The sequence below is a fragment of the Pseudoduganella sp. UC29_71 genome, assembly GCF_042693265.1.
In the GTDB taxonomy this organism is placed as follows: Bacteria; Pseudomonadota; Gammaproteobacteria; order Burkholderiales; family Burkholderiaceae_D; genus Rugamonas.
In genome coordinates this window covers 5265578-5282787 of record NZ_CP170549.1, presented here as the reverse complement: position 1 = coordinate 5282787, position 17210 = coordinate 5265578, and the positions used below count along the sequence as shown (strand labels likewise).

The window sequence follows — 17210 nt, the reverse complement described above, 5'->3', positions numbered from 1 at the left end:
CGATTGGCGATTAAGTAATTCCTGTTGCAAAAAATGTCAGCTACATACAGTATCACATTTCCGCGTGGAAATACCCATGGCTGTTGCTGCCGCGCCCCAGGAACCGCCCGGCGCGCCTAGCGCCACTGGCGCAGATAGGCCTGGTACTCCGGCGACTGCCGCACCGTGCGGATGGTTTGCCAGTAGCCGTCGATGGCGGCGCGGTTGCGCTTGTAGAAGCCGCGGTTGACCATCAGGTACAGCGGCGTCAGGTTGAAGGGGATGGGCAGGGCCTCGATGCGGCCCTTATAGTTCTGCTCGACGTAATAGCCTGCCTCGGCTTCCTGCGCGATGGCGGCCGACAGCCGGTCGAAGGCCAGCTTGCCCAGGTTCTGGTCGGCGCTCTTGGCGCCGTCGTCCACGGTGACGCCCAGCTTTTGCAGCAGCGGGCCGTGGATGAAGCTGGCCTGCACGCCCACCGGCAGCGTGCCCAGGCCGCTGAACTGCTTGCCGTTCCACTGCACTGCGCTGCCGCTGCGGCGGTACACCATGAAGCGGGTGATGGCCAGCGCGTACGATTCGTCCGGCTGGCCGCCCAGCATGGGGATGGCGCCGTAGCTCACGCGTTCCGGTGCATAGGCCGCCACCAGCGCGTCGGTCTCGCCGTGCTGCAATTGCGCCAGGCAGCGCGCGCGCGGCGCGAAGGTATTCTCGATGCGGATGGCGCTGCCCCTGGCGGCGCGCCGCAGCAGTTCCTGGGTCTGGCCGCTGCCGTCCGGCATCGTGTAGGGCGCGAACGGCCGGTCGAACGTGCATAGCCGTACCGTCAATGCGGACGCATTGCAGGCGATCAGGCACAGGCTGGCGGCGATTAGGCGGAACACGGATTTCCCATAGGAATTGAACAACAACTATAGCGGCAGTTGCGCCATATTGTCCAATATGCAGCAGATTTATGGGGGAGGGATACAACAGGAAGGATTGCGGTATTGGTGCCCCGGGCCGGAATCGAACCGGCACGAATTTCTTCGGCAGATTTTGAGTCTGCTGTGTCTACCAGTTCCACCACCAGGGCGGCACGGTACGCGCAAGGCATACATTATAGTCCAGCCGCGCTGAAATTGTAACCCTGATCATAGCCGGCCTGTGTCATCATTCTGGCTACGTATGCAAACCGCCCTCAGCAGGCGCAGACCGCATGAAAAACAAGAAGATACGCGAAATCATCCTGGGCAAGGCGCTCGATCCGATGCGCAGCGAAACGCGCCATTCGATGGCGCTGGTGGCCTTCCTGGCCTGGGTCGGCCTGGGCGCCGACGGCCTGTCCTCATCCGCCTACGGCCCGGAGGAAACCTTCCGCGCGCTGGGCGCGCACACCCATCTCGGCCTGTACATGGCCATCGCCACCGCCATCACGGTGTTCATCATCGCGCTGGCCTACAACCAGGTGATCGAATTGTTCCCCACCGGCGGCGGCGGCTACCGCGTGGCCACCAAGCTGGTGGGGCCGTACATGGGCCTGATCTCCGGCTGCGCGCTGGTGCTCGACTATGTGCTCACCATCGCCATCTCCATCGCTTCCGGCGTGGACGCGCTGGCGTCCTTCCTGCCGCTCGGCTTCCAGCCCTACAAGCTGTGGGCGGAAGTGTTCTTCATCGGCCTGCTGATCGTGATGAACCTGCGCGGGCTGAAGGAAGCCATCCAGATCCTGCTGCCGATCTTCATCGGCTTTGTCGTCACCCACTTGATCCTGATCGTGTACGGCGTCTACGCGCACGCCGACAACCTGCCCGGCCTCGTGCCCAGCACCATTAACGAGACCGTGAGCCTGGCGCAGGGCATAGGCTGGACCGGCGTGGCCGGCATGCTGCTGCTGGCCTATTCGCAGGGCGGCGGCACCTATACCGGCCTGGAGGCCGTGTCCAACAACGTCAACCTGCTGGCCGAGCCGCGCGTGCGCACCGGCAAGATGACCATGCTGTACATGGCGCTGTCGCTGGCGGTCACGGCGGGCGGCATCATCATGTTGTACCTGCTGTGGGACGCGCAGCCGGTGGCGGGCGAAACGCTGAACGCGTCCACCTTCAAGAGCATCATCAACCACATGGGCCTGGGCGGGCCGGTGGTGAACCAGGTGCTGCTGGCGGTGGTGCTGGCCTTCGAGGCGGGGCTGCTGTTCGTGGCGGCCAACACCGGCTTCCTGGGCGGCCCGTCGGTGCTGGCCAATATGGCGGCCGACTCCTGGGTGCCGCAGAAATTCCGTTACCTGTCGACCCGGCTGGTGACGCAGAACGGCATCCTGGTGATGGGCCTGGCCGCGCTGGCCATCCTGTGGTGGACCGGCGGCAGCGTCACCCTGCTGGTGGTGCTGTACTCGATCTCCGTGTTCCTGACCTTTGCCATTTCGCTGTTCGGACTGTGCCTGTACTGGGTGCGCAACCGCAAGAAGAACCGGCGCTGGCTGGGGCGCTTCCTGCTGTCGCTGGTGGGCTTCGCGATCTGCGCCGGCATCCTGGTGATTTTGCTGTTCGAACGCTTCGCCGAAGGCGGCTGGGCCACGGCGCTGATCATCGGCGGTATCGCCGCCTTGTGCGTGGTGGTGCGCAACCACTACCGCGAAACCAAGCGCGCCATCCACTCGGTGGACGAAGTATTCTCCAGCCAGCCATTCGGCCCCAACACCGAGCCGGTGGAGCCGGACCCGCAGGACCAGACGGCGGTCTTCATCGTCGGCAATTCGCGCGGCGGCGGCCTGCATGCGCTGCTGTGGGTGCAGCGCATGTTCCCCGGCCACTTCAAGAATTTCCTGTTCATCAATGCGCGTACGGTGGATTCGCACGCCTACGGCGGCGAAGGCGCGCTGGAGCAGATGCGCAGCGACGCCGAGACCACGCTGGAATACTTCGTGGACTTCTGCCACAGCCACGGCATGGCCTCGTCTTCCTACCTGGGCTTCGGCACCGACGCGGTGGACGAAGTGACGCGCATGTGCGAAGAAATCAGCAATGAATTCCCGAACGCGATCTTCTTCACCAGCAAACTCATTTTCTCCGCCGACAACTGGTTCACGCGCGCCCTGCACAACCAGGCCTCGCTCGCCATCCAGCGCCGCCTGCACCTCGAAGGCCTGCAGATGGTGATCCTGCCGATGAAGGTCTAGGAGCGTTTATTACGGTTTGTTGCGGTTCGGAAACTGACTTGTATTCAATAAAATCAATGACTTAGTGTTCTTTGTCGTTCGCGGTGGTTCGATATCATCCGCAATGAACGGAGCCATCAGCGGAGCCATTTTGAAAACGTGATAATCTGATGGCTCCAATGCTTCATAAGTGAAACGAAAATGGCTCTCAATCACACCCAGTTGCGGGCGCTCAAGCCGGCGGAAAAGCCATACAAGGCGACCGACCGCGATGGTCTCTATCTCGATGTGCTGCCATCCGGCGTGATGACTTGGCGCTTTCAGTACCATTTGAACGCCAGGCGGGAAAAGGTCACGTTCGGCCGCTATCCTGAAATCGGCTTGGCTGATGCGCGCAGGATGCGGGAGGAGGCGGCGGCGCTTGTCGCCATTGGCCAAAGTCCAGCGAAAATCAAGCAGGCCGACAAGACGGCCGCCCGCATCGAGGCGGCGCAGGCCAGCACGTTCAAGGAACTGTCTGAGCGGTGGTTTGCGGACGAAGTAGCGTTCAAGTCGGAGAACTGGAAATACAGCGTGCAGAACTGGCTAAACCTGGACATTCTCCCTGCCCTGGGCAAGATGAAGCCGAAGGACATAACTGCGGATGACGTACACGCGTTGGTCAAGAAGGTTGTCGGCCGTGGCTCGCCAGCGAGCGCCAACAAGGTGCGCATGATCTGCGTGCAGATGTTCCGCTATGCGGTCAGGAACAAAGAACTGAAGGCAAACCCAGCCATGGAAGTTGAGGCCGTGGCCACCCCGGCTGCGCGCAGCCACCGGGCATTGGGCGTAAAGGAAATCGGGCCGTTCCTCCTGGCGCTCGATGCCGTGGGCGCGAAGGAGATCAACAAGCTGGCCATCAAACTGATGTTGCTGACCTTTACGCGCAAGGACGAGCTGCGCCTGGCCAAGTGGAGTGAGTTCGATCTTGATAACGCCGTGTGGGACATTCCTGCGCACCGGATGAAGATGGGCGAGCCGCACAGGGTTTACCTCTCCAGCCAAGTGCTTGCGCTGCTACAGCAAGTGAAGCCGCTTTCCTTTGGCGGCGACTACCTATTTCCAAACAACTCCACGCGGTCAAAACCCATTGGCCATACGACGCTCAATAGCATCATTGACCGCCTGGACATTGGCGGTGCGCGCTTCGTGCCGCACGGCTTCCGGGCGACCGCCAGCAGCATCCTGAACGAAGCGAATTTCCGGCCAGACGTGATTGAAAGGCAGTTGGCGCACAAAGAAACCAACCGCGTGCGGGCCGTGTATAACCAAGCGGAATATGCGCATGAGCGCCGGGAAATGCTCCAGTGGTGGGCGGACTACGTGGACACGCTCCAAGCCGGATCAAACGTCATACCGATTAATGCCAGGAGGTTGGCCCGCGCCTGATGCCGCTATGTCGCCCCTTGAAACCGCGCCAGCAACGCGGTTTTTTTTCGTCAGAACGGCGAAAGCGAGTATGGGAAAGCAAGAAAAGTTTACTGGGACACTGGGACAAGTGGAAAATACTTAGTAAGTCATTGAATATAAACGTTTTATTTGTCCCAGTTAATATATATAGTTACTGGGACAAAGCTGGGACAGAGCTGGGACAGTTGTATTCGTCAGGCTCTCCCGTTCGGCGCGTTCCTCTGGCAGATGTTCGACGGGCCATACCTCCTGGAACTATGCGCGAAGGGTTCTCCCTGTGCCGCCCTCGCCGCCGGGGCCGGCGATTTGTGCAGACGTCTGCACGGCTGGCAATGGGCGCGTCTATTGCTTGAATGTCGGCATGCGCTGCCGCTGGCGGGTGCTGATGCCGGCCATCGACTTGGTGCTTCCGACGTGCCGGCGCTAAGGCCAGACAGCGCTTGGTGGCGGCTATGGTGATCGAGCTGGCGCCTTGAGTGCCGGTGGCCGGCGCGGCTATCGCTGGCCAGGCTGCTGGTGCAGGCCATCGCCCTCGCGCTATCCACATGCCGGCGCTGCAGCCAGGCTCACATCATGGCGGCGTGCCGTGATGGTAGAGCTGGCGCCGTGCATGTCATTCGTGCCGGCGGCCGGCGCCGTTGACCAGGCCGCTGGTCCAGGCTCTCGCCCTGGTGCTGCCCGCGTACCGGCGCCGCTACCAGGTTCCACCTCGTGGCGGCCGTGATGATCGAGCTGGTGCCGTGCGTACCGGTGGCTGGCGCCGCTGCCGCTGGCGAGGCTGCGGGTGCAGGCCACCACCCTGGTGCTATCCACTAGCCGACGCTACGGCCAGCACCGCCTGGTGGCGGGCCGTGGTGAACGAGCTGGCGCCGTGTGTGCCGGTGGCCGGTGCCGCTGCCGTTGCCCGGGCCGTTGGCGCAGGCCATCGCCAGATGCTGCCCACGTGCCGGCGATGCGGCCAGGCTCCACATGGTGGCGGCCGTAGTGATCGAGCTGGTGCCGTGCGTGCCGGCGGCCGGCGCCGCTGCTGCTGGCCAGTGTTGGTGCAGGCCATCGCCTGGTGTTACCTACGTGCTGACGCTGCGGCCAAGTGCCGCCAGATGACGGCCGTGGTGGTCGAGCTGGCCCCGTGTATGTCAGCGCCCGGCGCCGCTACGAGCTGCGCTATGCCCCCCAAGAGTTCAATATTTGAATGGGCGCTTCTCGCTTCGATAGCGGCCAACGGAATGGCGCTCAGTGATGACTTTGACTCGGCTTACATGGTGAACCTCGATTGAGGCCATGACAAGACGGAGCGTTTCCGGGCGGTCGTCGTCGTCGGGGAGGGGCGGTGGAGTGTAATGTAGGTAGTTCTCCAGAAAGGCATCTTCGTTGCTATCTGTCTTCGACGCTTCCGATGGGGGCACGATCTCGGTAACGGAATAGTCGAACTCCCAGCCGTCTCCTAAGTCCTGGCCGGTGCTAGCCGTGATTTCCGTCCCCTCTGGAATTGCCTCTTCCGCGACTTTCGCCGATTCGTGGAAGAGGACCACGTTATTCCCTTTCTTCACCTGCACGGACGGAAAGATGATTCCGTCGAGGCGCGGGGCGTTGGCGGTTGCAAGGAAGTCTGCGACAGCCTGCGTCGGCAAATAATCGATCCCCTCGTCATCCGGCAGCACGGGACGCACCATGCGGCGCGCTAATGAGCGCAGAAAATCGGCGCGGTGCAAACGTTCTTTGAAGGATGGATCGAAGATGCTGCCATCCACGTGCACATCATTTGCTGCAGAGAGGTCAAGTAGGCGCAGTCGCCGTGTGATGTCGAATCTGGCGACGACCACGCGGCTTCCGACGGGCGGCCGGACTTCGGCAATGGCAACATCCGCCTTCGTTGCGCCATAGAACACAGAAATTCCCTGTGCGTTCATGCGACCGGCGCGCGCCATTTTTGGGGGCGGTGAACCGATGCGGGCGTCAGGACGACACAGCGCTTCACTAAGCCCATCTTCCGCCTGAAACACGCGCGAACGATAGAGATGATCTAGCCGCGTCTTTGGGCCTGCGTTCACGACAAGCGGGCGGCCCTTTCTGGTCGAGAGCGTATCGGTTCCCCCAAAAATCCGAGCGAGAAGTTCTTCCGCCGTACGACTAAAGAAGCGCGCCTTGGTCTTGAGGGAATGCTCAAACTCGTGCCATCCCATGTGAAGTCCGATAAAGGTCGGGTCTCTCTGCTCGTAGTACGATTCCGAAGAGAACTCGCTCTCCACACCGAGATTGTCCTTGTCCGGGTACGGCGCATGCCTCTCTTCAAGGATTTCGAGGACATCGGCTGCGGGCTCCTCGTCGATACCTGCGGCCTCCTGGATCGCCTCGTTGACCGGTAATCCCTTACGGTTCCATTCGTAATCTAACTCGCTGTCGGCCAGCAGGCGCTCCTCCTCCCAGTTAGGCTGGTCCGCAGTACGGGTGTAGTGATCGGAAAACGCTTCCTCGATCCGCTCTGCTAGCACGCCGACGGCTATCGACGGTGCGTTTTCACCGCAGTAATCGCATTCGGCTTCGTCACCAGACGATCTGATTTCGCTGGCGAGATAGGTCTCGCCGATGCAGCAGTGACAGATGCGTTTGATCGCTATATCGTCGTTCTCGATGTCGGCCATGGTGGCGGATTCCTCATAATGCATTTTGCAAATAATGTGTCTGGTCGTCGCACCCATCTGAGCGACTGTTTCAAGCCGGCGGGACGGTGCCGCTGCTAGGCTGCTTGTGTGTGCATCGCCCTGGCGCAGCCACCGGGCTAGCGCGGGTTCAGTCGCAATGAGGGTAGCTTCGGGTCAGCCCGCTGTCCAGACTCTCATGCTCTGCCGCCACCGCACTTGCGTCCGCTTTGTGCCGAACTCATCCTGGGGCCGCAAGGATAGCACCTCGCATACCCGAAAATACGCGAGATGTCACAGGATGATTGGTGGTCGAGTTAGTGTCGTGCGTGCCGGCGCCGACTCCCTAGCCGTTGACTAGGCCGCTAGTACACGGCTTCGTCTTAGACTACGTTGAATTTTTGGCGGCGGCGATCAAAGGAAATCGCTGGTTCCCCCTGATAGGATGAGAATTGGCTGCGCCAGAGATGTGATTATTGAAAGAGGTCCGCTTGTACGATACGAACTTACTGTAGCGCGGGTAAATCAACCATCGTCAACACGTTCACATGGACGCCAGCATCGACACTGGCAACGTGTCGGATGATCATTGGGACCGCTGCAGCAAGCCATGCCGCCTCCGCTGGCGTTGGTTCTGGTGCACCAGCCTTTCGCGCGAACTGCGCTCCGCCGCGCTCCGATGTCAACTCTCCAAGTGTGTTGAGGACATTCACATCGATCCTAAAATGCTCTGCCGCCGGTCCTCGCCCCTTGCGCTGTACCGAGTTTCCCGCTGCCGCTTGCAACTCCGTCAGGCAATAATATCCCGACGTGAAAATTGATTCCCGCTTCTCCTGGTAGGTCTCGAAGCGACTGTACATGCGTCGAGCCAAGTCGGAGACAGTGGCCCAGCTGGGCGGTGCCGGATATTCGCGCGGGCTCACCGTAATGTTGCCCATTACGGTGAACGAGGACGACATGATGCACGTAGCTGCTGCCAGCACTACCGTGCCGCTGTGCTCGGGGTTGCGGTCAATAACCTCGCCATCCAGGAACGAGAATGCAATTTTGTACCCACGAAGGTGTGCGTCCACCTCCCACGCGCGTAGAAATGCGTCAACCGGCTGCTGAGCATCCAGGATGGACGGAAAATGGGCGTTCATTGTCACTTCCAAACTTCCGTTATGCAGCTTGGCGTGGAACTGAGCTTGCGACACATTCACCGCCGGCACCTCCTGGTAGATCAGGCCGGCGGGCACCAACAGGGTGTACTTCAAGCTAACGACGTGGGGATCTCTCATATTGATTTGATGTGACGGATATGTATGGATTGGCGTGGCCGCCATCATAGCTCACTAAGCCAAAACGTGGCCGAGGATCCACACGATGCACAGTACATCCGGAAACTGCGCGAAAACCCACAGCCAGCGTTGCTGCTGCTTGCCACTTGATGGTAGCGGTCGTGATCGAGCTGGCGCGGGCGTGCTGGTGGTCGACACTGCTCCCGCTGGCCAAGCTGCTGGTGCAGGCTATCGTCAGTGCTGCCCAAGTGCCGGCACTATGGCCAAGCACCGCCTGGTGGCGGCCGTGGTAGTGGACCTGGCGCATGCGTCTCGGCGGCCGGCGTCGCTGCTGCTGGCCAAGCTGTTGGTGCAGGCCATTGCCCTGGTGCTGCTCAAGTGCCAGCGCGGCGGCCTGACTTCACTTGGCGGCGGGCCGTGGTAGTCGAGTTGGCGCCGTACGTGTCGGCGGTCGGTGCCGCTGCCGTTGACCAGACCTGGTGCAGCTCGTCATCCTGGTGCGTTCATCGTGCCAGCGCTGCGGCCAGGCTCCACCTGGTGGGGGGATCGAGTTGATGCCGTGCGTGCCGGCGGCCGGCGCCGCTGGCCAGGCCGCTGCTCCAGCCCCTCGCCATGGTGCTGCCCAAGTGCCGGCGCCGTAGCGAAGCCGCACCAGGTGGTGGTCGTGGTGGTCGAGCTGGTGCCGTTCGTGCCGACGCCGCTGCCGTTGGCCTGGTTGCTGGCGCAGGCCATCGCCTGGTGTTGTCCGTGTGCCGACGCTGCGGCCAGGCGCCACCTGGTGGCGGCCGTGGTGGTCTAGCTGGCGCCGTGCATGCCGGTGGCCGGCTCCGCTGCCGTTGGCCAGGCTGCTGGTGCAGGCGATCGCCTGGTGCTGCCCAAGTGCCGGCGCTGTAGAGAAGCCGCACCAGGTGGCGGTCGAGCTGGTGCCGCTCGTGCTGACGCCGCTGCCGCTGGCAAGGGTGTTGGTGCAGGCCATCGCCTGATGCTGTCCGTGTGCCGGCGCTGCGGCCCGGCGCCACCAGGTGGCGGCCGTGGTGGTCGAGCTGGCGTCGTGCATGCCAGTGGCCGGCTCCGCTGCCGTTGGCCAGGCTGCTGGTGCAGGCCATTGCCTGGTGCTGCCCAAGTGCCGGCGCTGTAGCGAAGCCGCGTCAGGTGGTGGTCGTGGTGGTCGAGCTGGTGCCGCTCGTGCCGACGCCGCTGCCGCTGGCCAGGGTGTTGGTGCAGGCCATCGCCTGGTGCTGTCCGTGTGCCGGCGCTGCGGCCAGGCGCCACCTGGTGGCGGCCGTGGTGGTCGAGCTGGCGCCGTGCATGCCGGTGGCCGGCTCCGCTGCCGTTGGCCAGGCTGCTGGTGCAGGCCATCGCCTGGTGCTGTCCGCGTGCCGGGCGTTGCGGCCAGGCGCCACCTGGTGGCGGCCGTGGTGGTCGAGCTGGCGCCGTGCATGTCGGCGGCCGGCGCCGCTGCCGTTGGCCAGGCTGCTGGTGCAGGCCATCGCCCAGTGCTGTCAATGCCGGTCCTGCCTTGGTGGTGGAGCTCGCGCATGCGTGTCAGCGGTAGGGCGCCGCTGCCGCTATGAGCAGGCTAGATGCGCGGGCGGCTGCGGACCGTAACGGTCTCTGGCATATGTGGAGGTAGGTTGTTAGAATCTGCGTCTGCCAAGCCTAGAGCGGCCACTCGAAAGCCGGATACCTTCGCCGGTTGGCTTGGCATCTATCGAGGGAGTGCGTGAAGGACGTATGTATCAGTGAAGACCCTGCGGGCAAGGGCGCGACCTCGCATGAGCAACTCTATGCGATGTCTCGTGATGAGTTCAGAGAGTGGACGAAGACCGAGGAATACGAGCAATTGGCTGCCACATTTCGCCAGCGACTGGCAGCAACGCCTGGTGCTGCAATTGGGTTGGCATCCGCTTTTTATAAGTGCGCGTCTACTGAGGTGCGTACTGGCGCCGAAGCGGTCAACGCAGTGATTTTTGGAATTGGGGAGCTTGTAAATACTCCTGAAATCCAAGCATCAGCAGAGATAGCAAGAGTGCTTACGGAAGTGCAGGCTGCGCTTAGTGGACTTACCATATTCGATGCCACTGCAAATGATGTCGCGGCGGCGTTCGCTATGCCCGCAAGGCGCATGACGAACAGGCTCAATGCTAAGCAGCCTAGGCTTGATGGCGTCTTAAAGGCGGAGGCCTACTTCAAAAAGTGGGAACAAAATCCAGACCTCTATCCGAATATGGCTGCGTACAAGAAAGACTTGCTCAGCAAAGAACTTTGTCTTGATATCGGTACTGCCGGCCGATGGCTAAAAGGCTTTGTCGCAACACTTCCGTCTGACAGTCCCCTTCGTCAAAAATTAGGAAAGCGATAAGGCATACCGGCGCTATGCCACTGCTTAGCGTTGCTATGCAATGGTCTTGCGTCGCTGGCCTCTCGGTGAACTTCATTTCCAGCTGCATTATCCGCTCTTACCGGACTTTTCCGGTCTTTAACGGATGAATGAAAATGGAAAATAGTTCTGCTGGCAGGCTCCTTCGCCTGCCTTCTGTATTAGCCCAAGTCGGGCTGAAGAAAACGACGGTCTATGACGGCATCAAGCGAGGTACGTTCCCAGCGCCACTCAAGCTGGGCGCACGTGCCGTGGCTTGGTCTGCGGCGGATATAGACGCTTGGGTTGGGTCCCTGAACAAGCAGGGGGCAAAGTGAGAACCCCTGAGTTCACCTTTTTGCAGTGCATCGCAGCGTTGCCTGGCTACTTCCTGCTAAGCGAGATAAGCGACGACAATGGCCGCCCTGAATACGTCCATAAAGAGCCGATTGTTGCCTGGGCGATTGAGGATGTCTCTTACGCACCGTACCCAATTACTTGCGCTGGTGTCGATACCAAAACCTCTCCGGTCTTGCGGCCGGATGGAACAGTCGCAACCCCGTTTACGCAATGGTTGGACGTTGACGATTGGATGCGGTCGGAGAAAGATGACTGGGAGGTGCGGAGCAAGCAGAAGCGTTGGGACGAAGCGCGTAAGCAGGCGGGCATATGACGGCGCGCTGGAAACGCATCGCCGCCCGTACTGTGCAGACGTCTGCACACTGCGAGATTGCTAAGCGCCGTCATAGGCCAGGAGCTAATGGCCTAGCTGTTCGGGCCTCGTCTGGCCTTCCTGGCAGTCATCCACATGGCCATGTGGAGGCAGCGTTGCCCGTTGCTGCGCTTGTCTTGCGCTGCCTGAAAGGCTGTGCCACATGATGCCGGTAGCCCACGGTTGGCGCACGGTCCTTGCGTACCGTCGCCGAAACGCCTATGATTCAATTGTCCCCGAAAAAGAGGGGAACGGGTTTGGAAGCCTGATTACTCAAAGCGCACAGACCGCGCCATGCGGTTTTTTTACGTGCGTATGCCTTCGTGCGTCTCCTATGAGCGGCGGTGGTGGAGAAGCCTTCGGGCTTGCTGGTCTCTTTGGGTGCCGGTCTTCCAACTCCACCATTTGCCGCTCACCCCGTTTGGAAGCGGGGCGCGGTGTAACCGCTACCCAAGGAGGCTCACATGCCTAGCTGCATTCGCACGCCGGAACAAATCAAAATTGCAACCATCGCCTGCGAAAAGCTCGCGGAAATCAAACCGTCCACGTTTGAGGCGCAGTTGCTTCTCGCCTTCCGAAAGAATAACGACCTGGCGCAGAGTCAGATTCTCCAGTTCGTGGGCGCTATGGCGAAAGCGCACCCGCGTGTGCCGGCCGCTGCGTTGCGCCTGGTGGTTGGAGGCGGCCAATGATCGCCCCGAAGAAGGCCCAAGCGCTTAAAGCTGCTCGTAAGGCTGGAATGGAGCGTGCCGAGCTTTGGCTGCAGTCTGACGAAGCGCCTGTTCACGCGAGAACCGCTGCCGCGTGGCGTGCGATTGGCTACGCCGATGCCGTGATGGGATACGAGCAAACTCCGTACTTCATGGAGTTAATGGAGGAATGGGAGAAGGGATTTGATGCCGTCATTGCCCCTCTTGCGGCTGACACCGAATCGCCAATTTTGGCCGGTTCTCCTGTGGATCACTCTGGGATAGAACATGACGTTGATATCCCTGCTGCGCGGCTTGGCCTCGCCTTTCGTGGCGGTGCCGACAATCCCCATTTCCAGAACGCTGAACGGGCGCCCTATGAGCTGGGGCATTTGCTGATGGCCTTGCCCATGGACTTCGGCGTTTCGACTGCTGCCGAAGAAGCGGACCTGCAAAAGGCCGCCGCTGCCCGACTCCACGCCGACAATGCGGACCGCACGATTTTGAGCGGGATCGAAGCGATAGGGCAGTTGATGGAGATGGTGGGAGGACAAGCCGAAGAAAAGGTAAGTTCGCACACGCTGCTTAGCCTGGGTGACTTGCTGCGCCATATGGCAGTAGAGGCGCAGTTTGTACGCGAGACCTCCGACAATTTGACGTACTGCTTGAGCTTGCACGATCAGCGCCAGTCTGCTCGTAAGCCAGGAGGCGATCATGCTCGCTAAAACGCCGACACAAGAGGCCGTGGTGATGTGGTGTGCGTGCGCTGCGGAGGAAGTTTGCACCGCCGGTGAAGTTGCCGAACGCATTCATTCCGGTGCAGTGTATTCGTCCAAGCAAGAAGCATGGGCCGAAGCCGAAAGTATGTGTCAGGCACTTGGCAGCGCTGGCCTGTGGTTTGGTGCCAAGCGCACCGTGGTGTCACCAGCTCAGGGAGGTGGTCATGCACGCTAAGCGCAGCAATCCTGCAGTGCTGGAAAGCCTGCGCGGCCCCCATCGGCCTCCTGTTGCTTTGCCCGTTTCGGCGGACTACCAATTCTGTGTCGATGCTGGTGTTCTGGCAGGCGCGGGCTTTCTCGATGACTTGGCGTTGTTCTGCCTGCACGAACACATCGCGGGTTCAATGCGCGCCTTTGTGCTTGGGCTGGATCGTGCCTGGTCGGCACCACGCGAGGCATGTGACGTGTGGCCGGCTAGTCGCCGACAAGCTTGTGTTGACGCCTTCGCTGCCGGCTATCTGGGCCGCATTCAGCAAGAGCTGCAACTGTTTGCACAGGCAACCGAATTCGGAGTGCGCCCATGAAAAAGCGCGAAACTAAACTGGTAAAACTGGGTATCACGCTTAGTGGAGAAGGCTTAGCCGTCGAGCATCCTGACGAGCGTCTGCTACTGCTGGCCTTCCGGGACATACCTCCGGGGAGTTCTGAGCGAGGAACCATTTTGCGTACGATGGCTGCGGTTGCCGAACGCTTACGGCCACGCGGACAGCCCCGGCTGTCGCTGGTGGTGAACAAGGGAAGATTGAATGAGTAAGAGAGCATTTCCGGTCAGCGTTGACGCTGCACGTGCCGCCCTGGCGGTCATTCCGAGGGATGACCGCGACGTGTGGTGGCGGATGGGCATGGCGCTGAAATCGGAGTTTGGTGAAGACGGGCTCCAGTTGTTCCAGGACTGGAGCGAAGGGGGAAAGACTTTCGATCTCAATGCGCTCAAATCGACATGGAAAGGCATTGTGCCGGGCGGTCCCATCACGATAGGCAGCTTGATTGCGGAGGCCAAGAAGTACGGCTTCAACCCGAAGGACTTTGCACCAGTGGCGCCATTGTCTTCGGCCGATAGGGCGCGCTTGCGCAAGGAACGTGCAGCGAGGGAAGAGGAAGCGGCCGAAACTAAGGCAAAGGAGCATGAGGCAATGGCCAGCAAGGCCGTAAAGGATTGGGAGAGTGCAGCGGAGAGCGGCAATAGCGCATACCTGGTGCGTAAAAGCGTGCAACCCCATGGCGTCCGCTTCGAGTCCGGCACGGTGGTGCTGGTGCCGTTGCGCGACGTCGATGGCAAGCTATGGAACGTGCAGCGCATCCTTGCCAACGGCGACAAACGCTTTCCCGCTGGCGGCCGTGTTTCAGGCTGCTTCCATGTGATAGGTGATATATCCGCGTCCGCGTGGGTCTTGATTGCAGAAGGGTACGCCACTGCGGCGACACTGCACGCAGCGACCGGCTATGCAGTAGTGGTGGCCTTCAACGAGGGAAATTTGCGGCACGTTGCGCCGTTGGTGCGCAAGCTTCTGCCAAGCGCAAAGCTGATGCTGTGCGCCGACGATGACAAAGAGACCGAGGCCAGGACTGGCAAAAATCCAGGGGTGATGGCCGCATCTGAGAGCGCTGCCGCCATGGGCGGTTCATGGTGCAAACCAGAAGGGTTGGGCGTGGACGAGACAGATTTCAATGACCTGGCCAAGACGGCAGGTATCGAGGTAGTGCGTATGCAACTTGACGCTGCGTGCAAAAAGGCAGAGGAACCAGGCGAGCGAGCTACGCCAGCGGTTGCGGCAGTATCGGCGGACTCGGCGCCATCTCACGCGCCGAAAGCCAAACGGGTGCAAAGCGAGGACGCCAGCAGGGAGCGCAAGGCGGCGAACGCCAAGGGTGGCGGCCAGCCGTCTCGGCCATTCTTCCATGTTGATGACGATGGCGTGTGGTTCCATGGCTTTAGTCAGCAGGGCGATCCGCTACCCGCGCAATGGATTTGTAGCGAGCTGAACGTCACAGCCCAGTCGCGGGACGCCGGCAACGGCGAGTGGGGCTATTTTCTGGAGTTCAAGGACGGCGACCGCAACGCGAAGCAATGGGCGATGCCGGCAAGCCTGCTGGCCGGTGACGGTACGCAATACCGGGCGCAACTGCTGGGGATGGGCTTGCGCATCGGCGCGGGAACGGCCGCCAAGAACCATTTGACCGTCTACATACAAACCCAGCAAACGGATGTACGTGTTCGTTGCACGGACCGTATTGGTTGGCATGACGATGTGTACGTTCTGCCGGACCGCACGATAGGCGGCGGCGAAGAGAAGGTGATATTCCAGGCTGCCGGCGGTGTGGTGTCGCAGTTCAAGCAACGCGGCACGTTGGACGAGTGGCGGCGGGAAGTCGCTGGACCATGCCGTGGCAATTCCCGCATGCTGTTCTGCGTGTCAGCCGCGTTCGCAGCGCCCTTGCTGCACTTGGCTCGCGTGCCGTCCGGTGGCTTCCACATCTGGGGCGATAGCTCCAGCGGCAAGAGTACTGCTTTCAAGGTGGCCGGGTCGGTCTTTGGTGGCAAGGACTATCCGCGCAACTGGCGCATGACCGATAACGCGCTGGAGACCGTGGCCGCGCAGCATAGCGATGCCCTGCTGTTGTTGGATGAAATCGCGCAAGTCGATCCCAAGGTGGTTGGCGATACCGTTTACATGCTGGCCAACGAGGCGGGCAAGGGGCGGGCGACGCAAACTGCACTGGCCCGCAAGGTGGCCACCTGGCGAGTGCTGTTCTTGTCGGACGGCGAGGTGAGTTTGGCGAATCACATGGAGCAAGCAGGGAAGGGGACGAAAGCCGGCCATGACGTTCGCATGGCACACATCGCCGCTGATGCTGGCCACGGCCTGGGCGTTTATGAAACCCTGAACGGCTTTTCCAGTGGCGCGGCGTTATCGGACCATTTGGTGAGCAAGGCGCACCAGCACTATGGTACGGCCGGTATGGCGTTCATTGAATACGCCGTGGCGCACGCGGCGATGCTGAGCGAGATGCTTCAAGTGAGCGTGGCGCAACTGGCCAGGGACATATGCCCTGCCGACTCGCACGGCCAGGTGTCGCGGGTGGCCACCCGCTTTGCTCTGGTCGGCACGGCCGGGGAGCTGGCTACCAGTGCGGGTATCACTGGCTGGGAGGCGGGGGAAGCGATGAGCGCGGCGCGCACCTGCTTTACTGCCTGGCTGGATGGTCGTGGCGGTGCGGGCAACGTCGAACACGTTTCGATCCTGCGACAGGTGAGCGGCTTCTTCCAGGCACACGGCGAGTCTCGCTTTGTGTGGTGGCACCGGGCGACGGACGACCACAAGCCGAACACGATTAACCGTGCCGGCTTCAAGCGCCTACTGTCTGCTGATGGCACTGCGATCAATTCGAATTCGGATCATCACAAAGCGTATGGGGACAAGGTGCATCCGGCAGACGCCGAAGCAGCCCGCCAAGAGTACTTCGTGTTACCTGAGGTGTTCAGGAACGAAGTATGCAAGGGCTATAACCCCAAGACCGTAACGCGCTTGTTGGTTGAGCGCGGACTGTTGGTGACGGACGGCGAGGCGAGCGTTACTCGCAAAGAGCGTTTGCCAGGTATAGGCCTGATGCGTGTCTATCGCTTCACCCCGGATATCGTAGGTCTTGACGCGTAGCGTGGTGGCCGCCGGCCGATGGGGGCGGCGCGGGGAGTTCCCAAGCGCGCGGAAAAATCAGCAGATCGTTGAATGAATACCAAGAAAGGCGGGCTACGGTCCGCCTTTCTTGCTTTCATTGCATCAACTTTGCCTAGTAAACGAGCAAACCAATCCTTTTGTCCCAGCTGTCCCAGCTGAAAATCGCTTGCTGGGACACCTCTCTGGGACAGCTTTTCTCATTAAAATCAGATGCTTGCATGCTGTTTTGCGAGTTGTCCCAGTGTCCCAGTAAAAAAAGTAGTGCTGCCGAGACCGCACACGATGCGGCCGGGGGATGCGTTCGTTTTTTTTGCAGGCTGGCGCCACATTCTGGCATGGCCCCGGGGTGCTCAAAAGGCTGAGCGTTTTTACCGTAGACCGTGCGGTTCCTTTAATTCCCCGCAGGCTTGGATTTCGGATAGGGGGGGGGTCGAATACAGACCGGCGTGGCGATGCGAAGGGGGAGCATCCAGCGTCAGTCTGAAAGGCGCGCTACGGGCTTCCTGCG

At 61.0% G+C, this 17210-nt stretch carries 18 protein-coding genes and 1 tRNA gene; 14 read left to right on the top strand and 5 right to left on the bottom strand.

Annotation, left to right across the window (positions count from 1 at the left end; all coding sequences use genetic code 11):
- Positions 1-116: 116 nt before the first annotated feature.
- Complete coding sequence (locus ACFJI2_RS23445; RefSeq protein ID WP_377702139.1) at positions 117-863, bottom strand: substrate-binding periplasmic protein; 747 nt, start codon at positions 861-863, stop codon at positions 117-119.
- A gap of 106 nt (positions 864-969) precedes the next feature.
- A tRNA-Leu gene (locus ACFJI2_RS23440) sits at positions 970-1054 on the bottom strand.
- Positions 1055-1177: 123 nt separating this feature from the next.
- Here ACFJI2_RS23440 and ACFJI2_RS23435 point away from each other — a divergent pair.
- Together ACFJI2_RS23435 and ACFJI2_RS23430 are read left to right on the top strand one after the other, a co-directional pair.
- Positions 1178-3139 carry an APC family permease gene (locus ACFJI2_RS23435; RefSeq protein ID WP_377702138.1) on the top strand — a complete coding sequence of 654 codons (1962 nt, stop codon included), beginning with the start codon at positions 1178-1180 and terminating at the stop codon, positions 3137-3139.
- 180 nt (positions 3140-3319) lie between these two features.
- Positions 3320-4546, top strand: a complete 1227-nt coding sequence (locus ACFJI2_RS23430) for a tyrosine-type recombinase/integrase (protein WP_377702137.1) — start codon at positions 3320-3322, stop codon at positions 4544-4546.
- 1202 nt (positions 4547-5748) lie between these two features.
- On the opposite strand, the gene ACFJI2_RS23425 is transcribed toward ACFJI2_RS23430, so the two are convergent.
- The gene (locus tag ACFJI2_RS23425; protein ID WP_377702136.1) at positions 5749-7209 is read right to left on the bottom strand and encodes an RES domain-containing protein; all 1461 of its coding nucleotides are present in this window, start codon (positions 7207-7209) and stop codon (positions 5749-5751) included.
- Positions 7210-7712: 503 nt separating this feature from the next.
- Positions 7713-8462, bottom strand: coding sequence for a hypothetical protein (locus ACFJI2_RS23420; protein WP_377702135.1), 750 nt, complete (start codon positions 8460-8462; stop codon positions 7713-7715).
- A gap of 283 nt (positions 8463-8745) precedes the next feature.
- Here ACFJI2_RS23420 and ACFJI2_RS23415 point away from each other — a divergent pair, with 283 nt between their 5' ends.
- The 3 genes from ACFJI2_RS23415 to ACFJI2_RS23405 all read left to right on the top strand — a co-directional run bounded on the left by ACFJI2_RS23415 (position 8746) and on the right by ACFJI2_RS23405 (position 9469).
- A complete protein-coding gene (locus tag ACFJI2_RS23415; protein ID WP_377702134.1) occupies positions 8746-8910 on the top strand; it encodes a hypothetical protein in 165 nt (54 codons plus the stop codon).
- 135 nt (positions 8911-9045) lie between these two features.
- Positions 9046-9285, top strand: coding sequence for a hypothetical protein (locus ACFJI2_RS23410; RefSeq protein WP_377702133.1), 240 nt, complete (start codon positions 9046-9048; stop codon positions 9283-9285).
- A gap of 37 nt (positions 9286-9322) precedes the next feature.
- On the top strand, positions 9323-9469 hold the full coding sequence (locus ACFJI2_RS23405) for a hypothetical protein (RefSeq protein WP_377702132.1): 147 nt from the start codon (positions 9323-9325) through the stop codon (positions 9467-9469).
- Positions 9470-9634: 165 nt separating this feature from the next.
- Here ACFJI2_RS23405 and ACFJI2_RS23400 read toward each other — a convergent pair whose 3' ends face one another.
- Complete coding sequence (locus ACFJI2_RS23400; RefSeq protein WP_377702131.1) at positions 9635-9976, bottom strand: hypothetical protein; 342 nt, start codon at positions 9974-9976, stop codon at positions 9635-9637.
- A 233-nt stretch (positions 9977-10209) separates the two neighbouring features.
- Here ACFJI2_RS23400 and ACFJI2_RS23395 point away from each other — a divergent pair, with 233 nt between their 5' ends.
- The 9 genes from ACFJI2_RS23395 (at position 10210) to ACFJI2_RS23355 (ending at position 16681) form a co-directional block, all read left to right on the top strand.
- Positions 10210-10848, top strand: a complete 639-nt coding sequence (locus ACFJI2_RS23395) for a hypothetical protein (RefSeq protein ID WP_377702130.1) — start codon at positions 10210-10212, stop codon at positions 10846-10848.
- Between the two features lie 128 nt (positions 10849-10976).
- Positions 10977-11183, top strand: coding sequence for a helix-turn-helix transcriptional regulator (locus ACFJI2_RS23390; protein ID WP_377702129.1), 207 nt, complete (start codon positions 10977-10979; stop codon positions 11181-11183).
- The gene (locus tag ACFJI2_RS23385; RefSeq protein ID WP_377702128.1) at positions 11180-11518 is read left to right on the top strand and encodes a hypothetical protein; all 339 of its coding nucleotides are present in this window, start codon (positions 11180-11182) and stop codon (positions 11516-11518) included. Before ACFJI2_RS23390 ends, ACFJI2_RS23385 begins: the two co-directional genes overlap by 4 nt.
- 503 nt (positions 11519-12021) lie before the next feature.
- Positions 12022-12249, top strand: coding sequence for a hypothetical protein (locus ACFJI2_RS23380; RefSeq protein ID WP_377702127.1), 228 nt, complete (start codon positions 12022-12024; stop codon positions 12247-12249).
- Positions 12246-12971, top strand: a complete 726-nt coding sequence (locus ACFJI2_RS23375; RefSeq protein ID WP_377702126.1) for a hypothetical protein — start codon at positions 12246-12248, stop codon at positions 12969-12971. The genes ACFJI2_RS23380 and ACFJI2_RS23375 overlap by 4 nt, the downstream gene beginning before the upstream one ends.
- A complete protein-coding gene (locus tag ACFJI2_RS23370; protein ID WP_377702125.1) occupies positions 12961-13200 on the top strand; it encodes a hypothetical protein in 240 nt (79 codons plus the stop codon). Before ACFJI2_RS23375 ends, ACFJI2_RS23370 begins: the two co-directional genes overlap by 11 nt.
- Positions 13190-13549 (top strand): hypothetical protein, encoded by a 360-nt coding sequence (locus ACFJI2_RS23365; protein ID WP_377702124.1) that lies wholly within the window; start codon positions 13190-13192, stop codon positions 13547-13549. The genes ACFJI2_RS23370 and ACFJI2_RS23365 overlap by 11 nt, the downstream gene beginning before the upstream one ends.
- Positions 13546-13779 carry a hypothetical protein gene (locus ACFJI2_RS23360; protein WP_377702123.1) on the top strand — a complete coding sequence of 78 codons (234 nt, stop codon included), beginning with the start codon at positions 13546-13548 and terminating at the stop codon, positions 13777-13779. Before ACFJI2_RS23365 ends, ACFJI2_RS23360 begins: the two co-directional genes overlap by 4 nt.
- Entirely contained in the window at positions 13772-16681 is a 2910-nt protein-coding gene (locus ACFJI2_RS23355) for a DUF927 domain-containing protein (RefSeq protein ID WP_377702122.1), read from the top strand. The genes ACFJI2_RS23360 and ACFJI2_RS23355 overlap by 8 nt, the downstream gene beginning before the upstream one ends.
- The last annotated feature ends 529 nt before the right edge of the window (positions 16682-17210 follow it).

Bases quoted from the DNA above. Each gene is read 5' to 3' on its own strand.
- ACFJI2_RS23355 (WP_377702122.1), top strand. From the start codon at position 13,772: ATGAGTAAGAGAGCATTTCCGGTCAGCGTTGACGCTGCACGTGCCGCC.
- ACFJI2_RS23400 (WP_377702131.1), bottom strand. From the start codon at position 9,976: ATGGCCTGCACCAGCAGCCTGGCCAACGGCAGCGGCGCCGGCCGCCGA.
- ACFJI2_RS23435 (WP_377702138.1), top strand. From the start codon at position 1,178: ATGAAAAACAAGAAGATACGCGAAATCATCCTGGGCAAGGCGCTCGAT.
- ACFJI2_RS23390 (WP_377702129.1), top strand. From the start codon at position 10,977: ATGAAAATGGAAAATAGTTCTGCTGGCAGGCTCCTTCGCCTGCCTTCT.
- ACFJI2_RS23380 (WP_377702127.1), top strand. From the start codon at position 12,022: ATGCCTAGCTGCATTCGCACGCCGGAACAAATCAAAATTGCAACCATC.
- ACFJI2_RS23430 (WP_377702137.1), top strand. From the start codon at position 3,320: ATGGCTCTCAATCACACCCAGTTGCGGGCGCTCAAGCCGGCGGAAAAG.
- ACFJI2_RS23375 (WP_377702126.1), top strand. From the start codon at position 12,246: ATGATCGCCCCGAAGAAGGCCCAAGCGCTTAAAGCTGCTCGTAAGGCT.
- ACFJI2_RS23365 (WP_377702124.1), top strand. From the start codon at position 13,190: ATGCACGCTAAGCGCAGCAATCCTGCAGTGCTGGAAAGCCTGCGCGGC.
- ACFJI2_RS23425 (WP_377702136.1), bottom strand. From the start codon at position 7,209: ATGGCCGACATCGAGAACGACGATATAGCGATCAAACGCATCTGTCAC.
- ACFJI2_RS23370 (WP_377702125.1), top strand. From the start codon at position 12,961: ATGCTCGCTAAAACGCCGACACAAGAGGCCGTGGTGATGTGGTGTGCG.
- ACFJI2_RS23360 (WP_377702123.1), top strand. From the start codon at position 13,546: ATGAAAAAGCGCGAAACTAAACTGGTAAAACTGGGTATCACGCTTAGT.
- ACFJI2_RS23415 (WP_377702134.1), top strand. From the start codon at position 8,746: ATGGCCAAGCACCGCCTGGTGGCGGCCGTGGTAGTGGACCTGGCGCAT.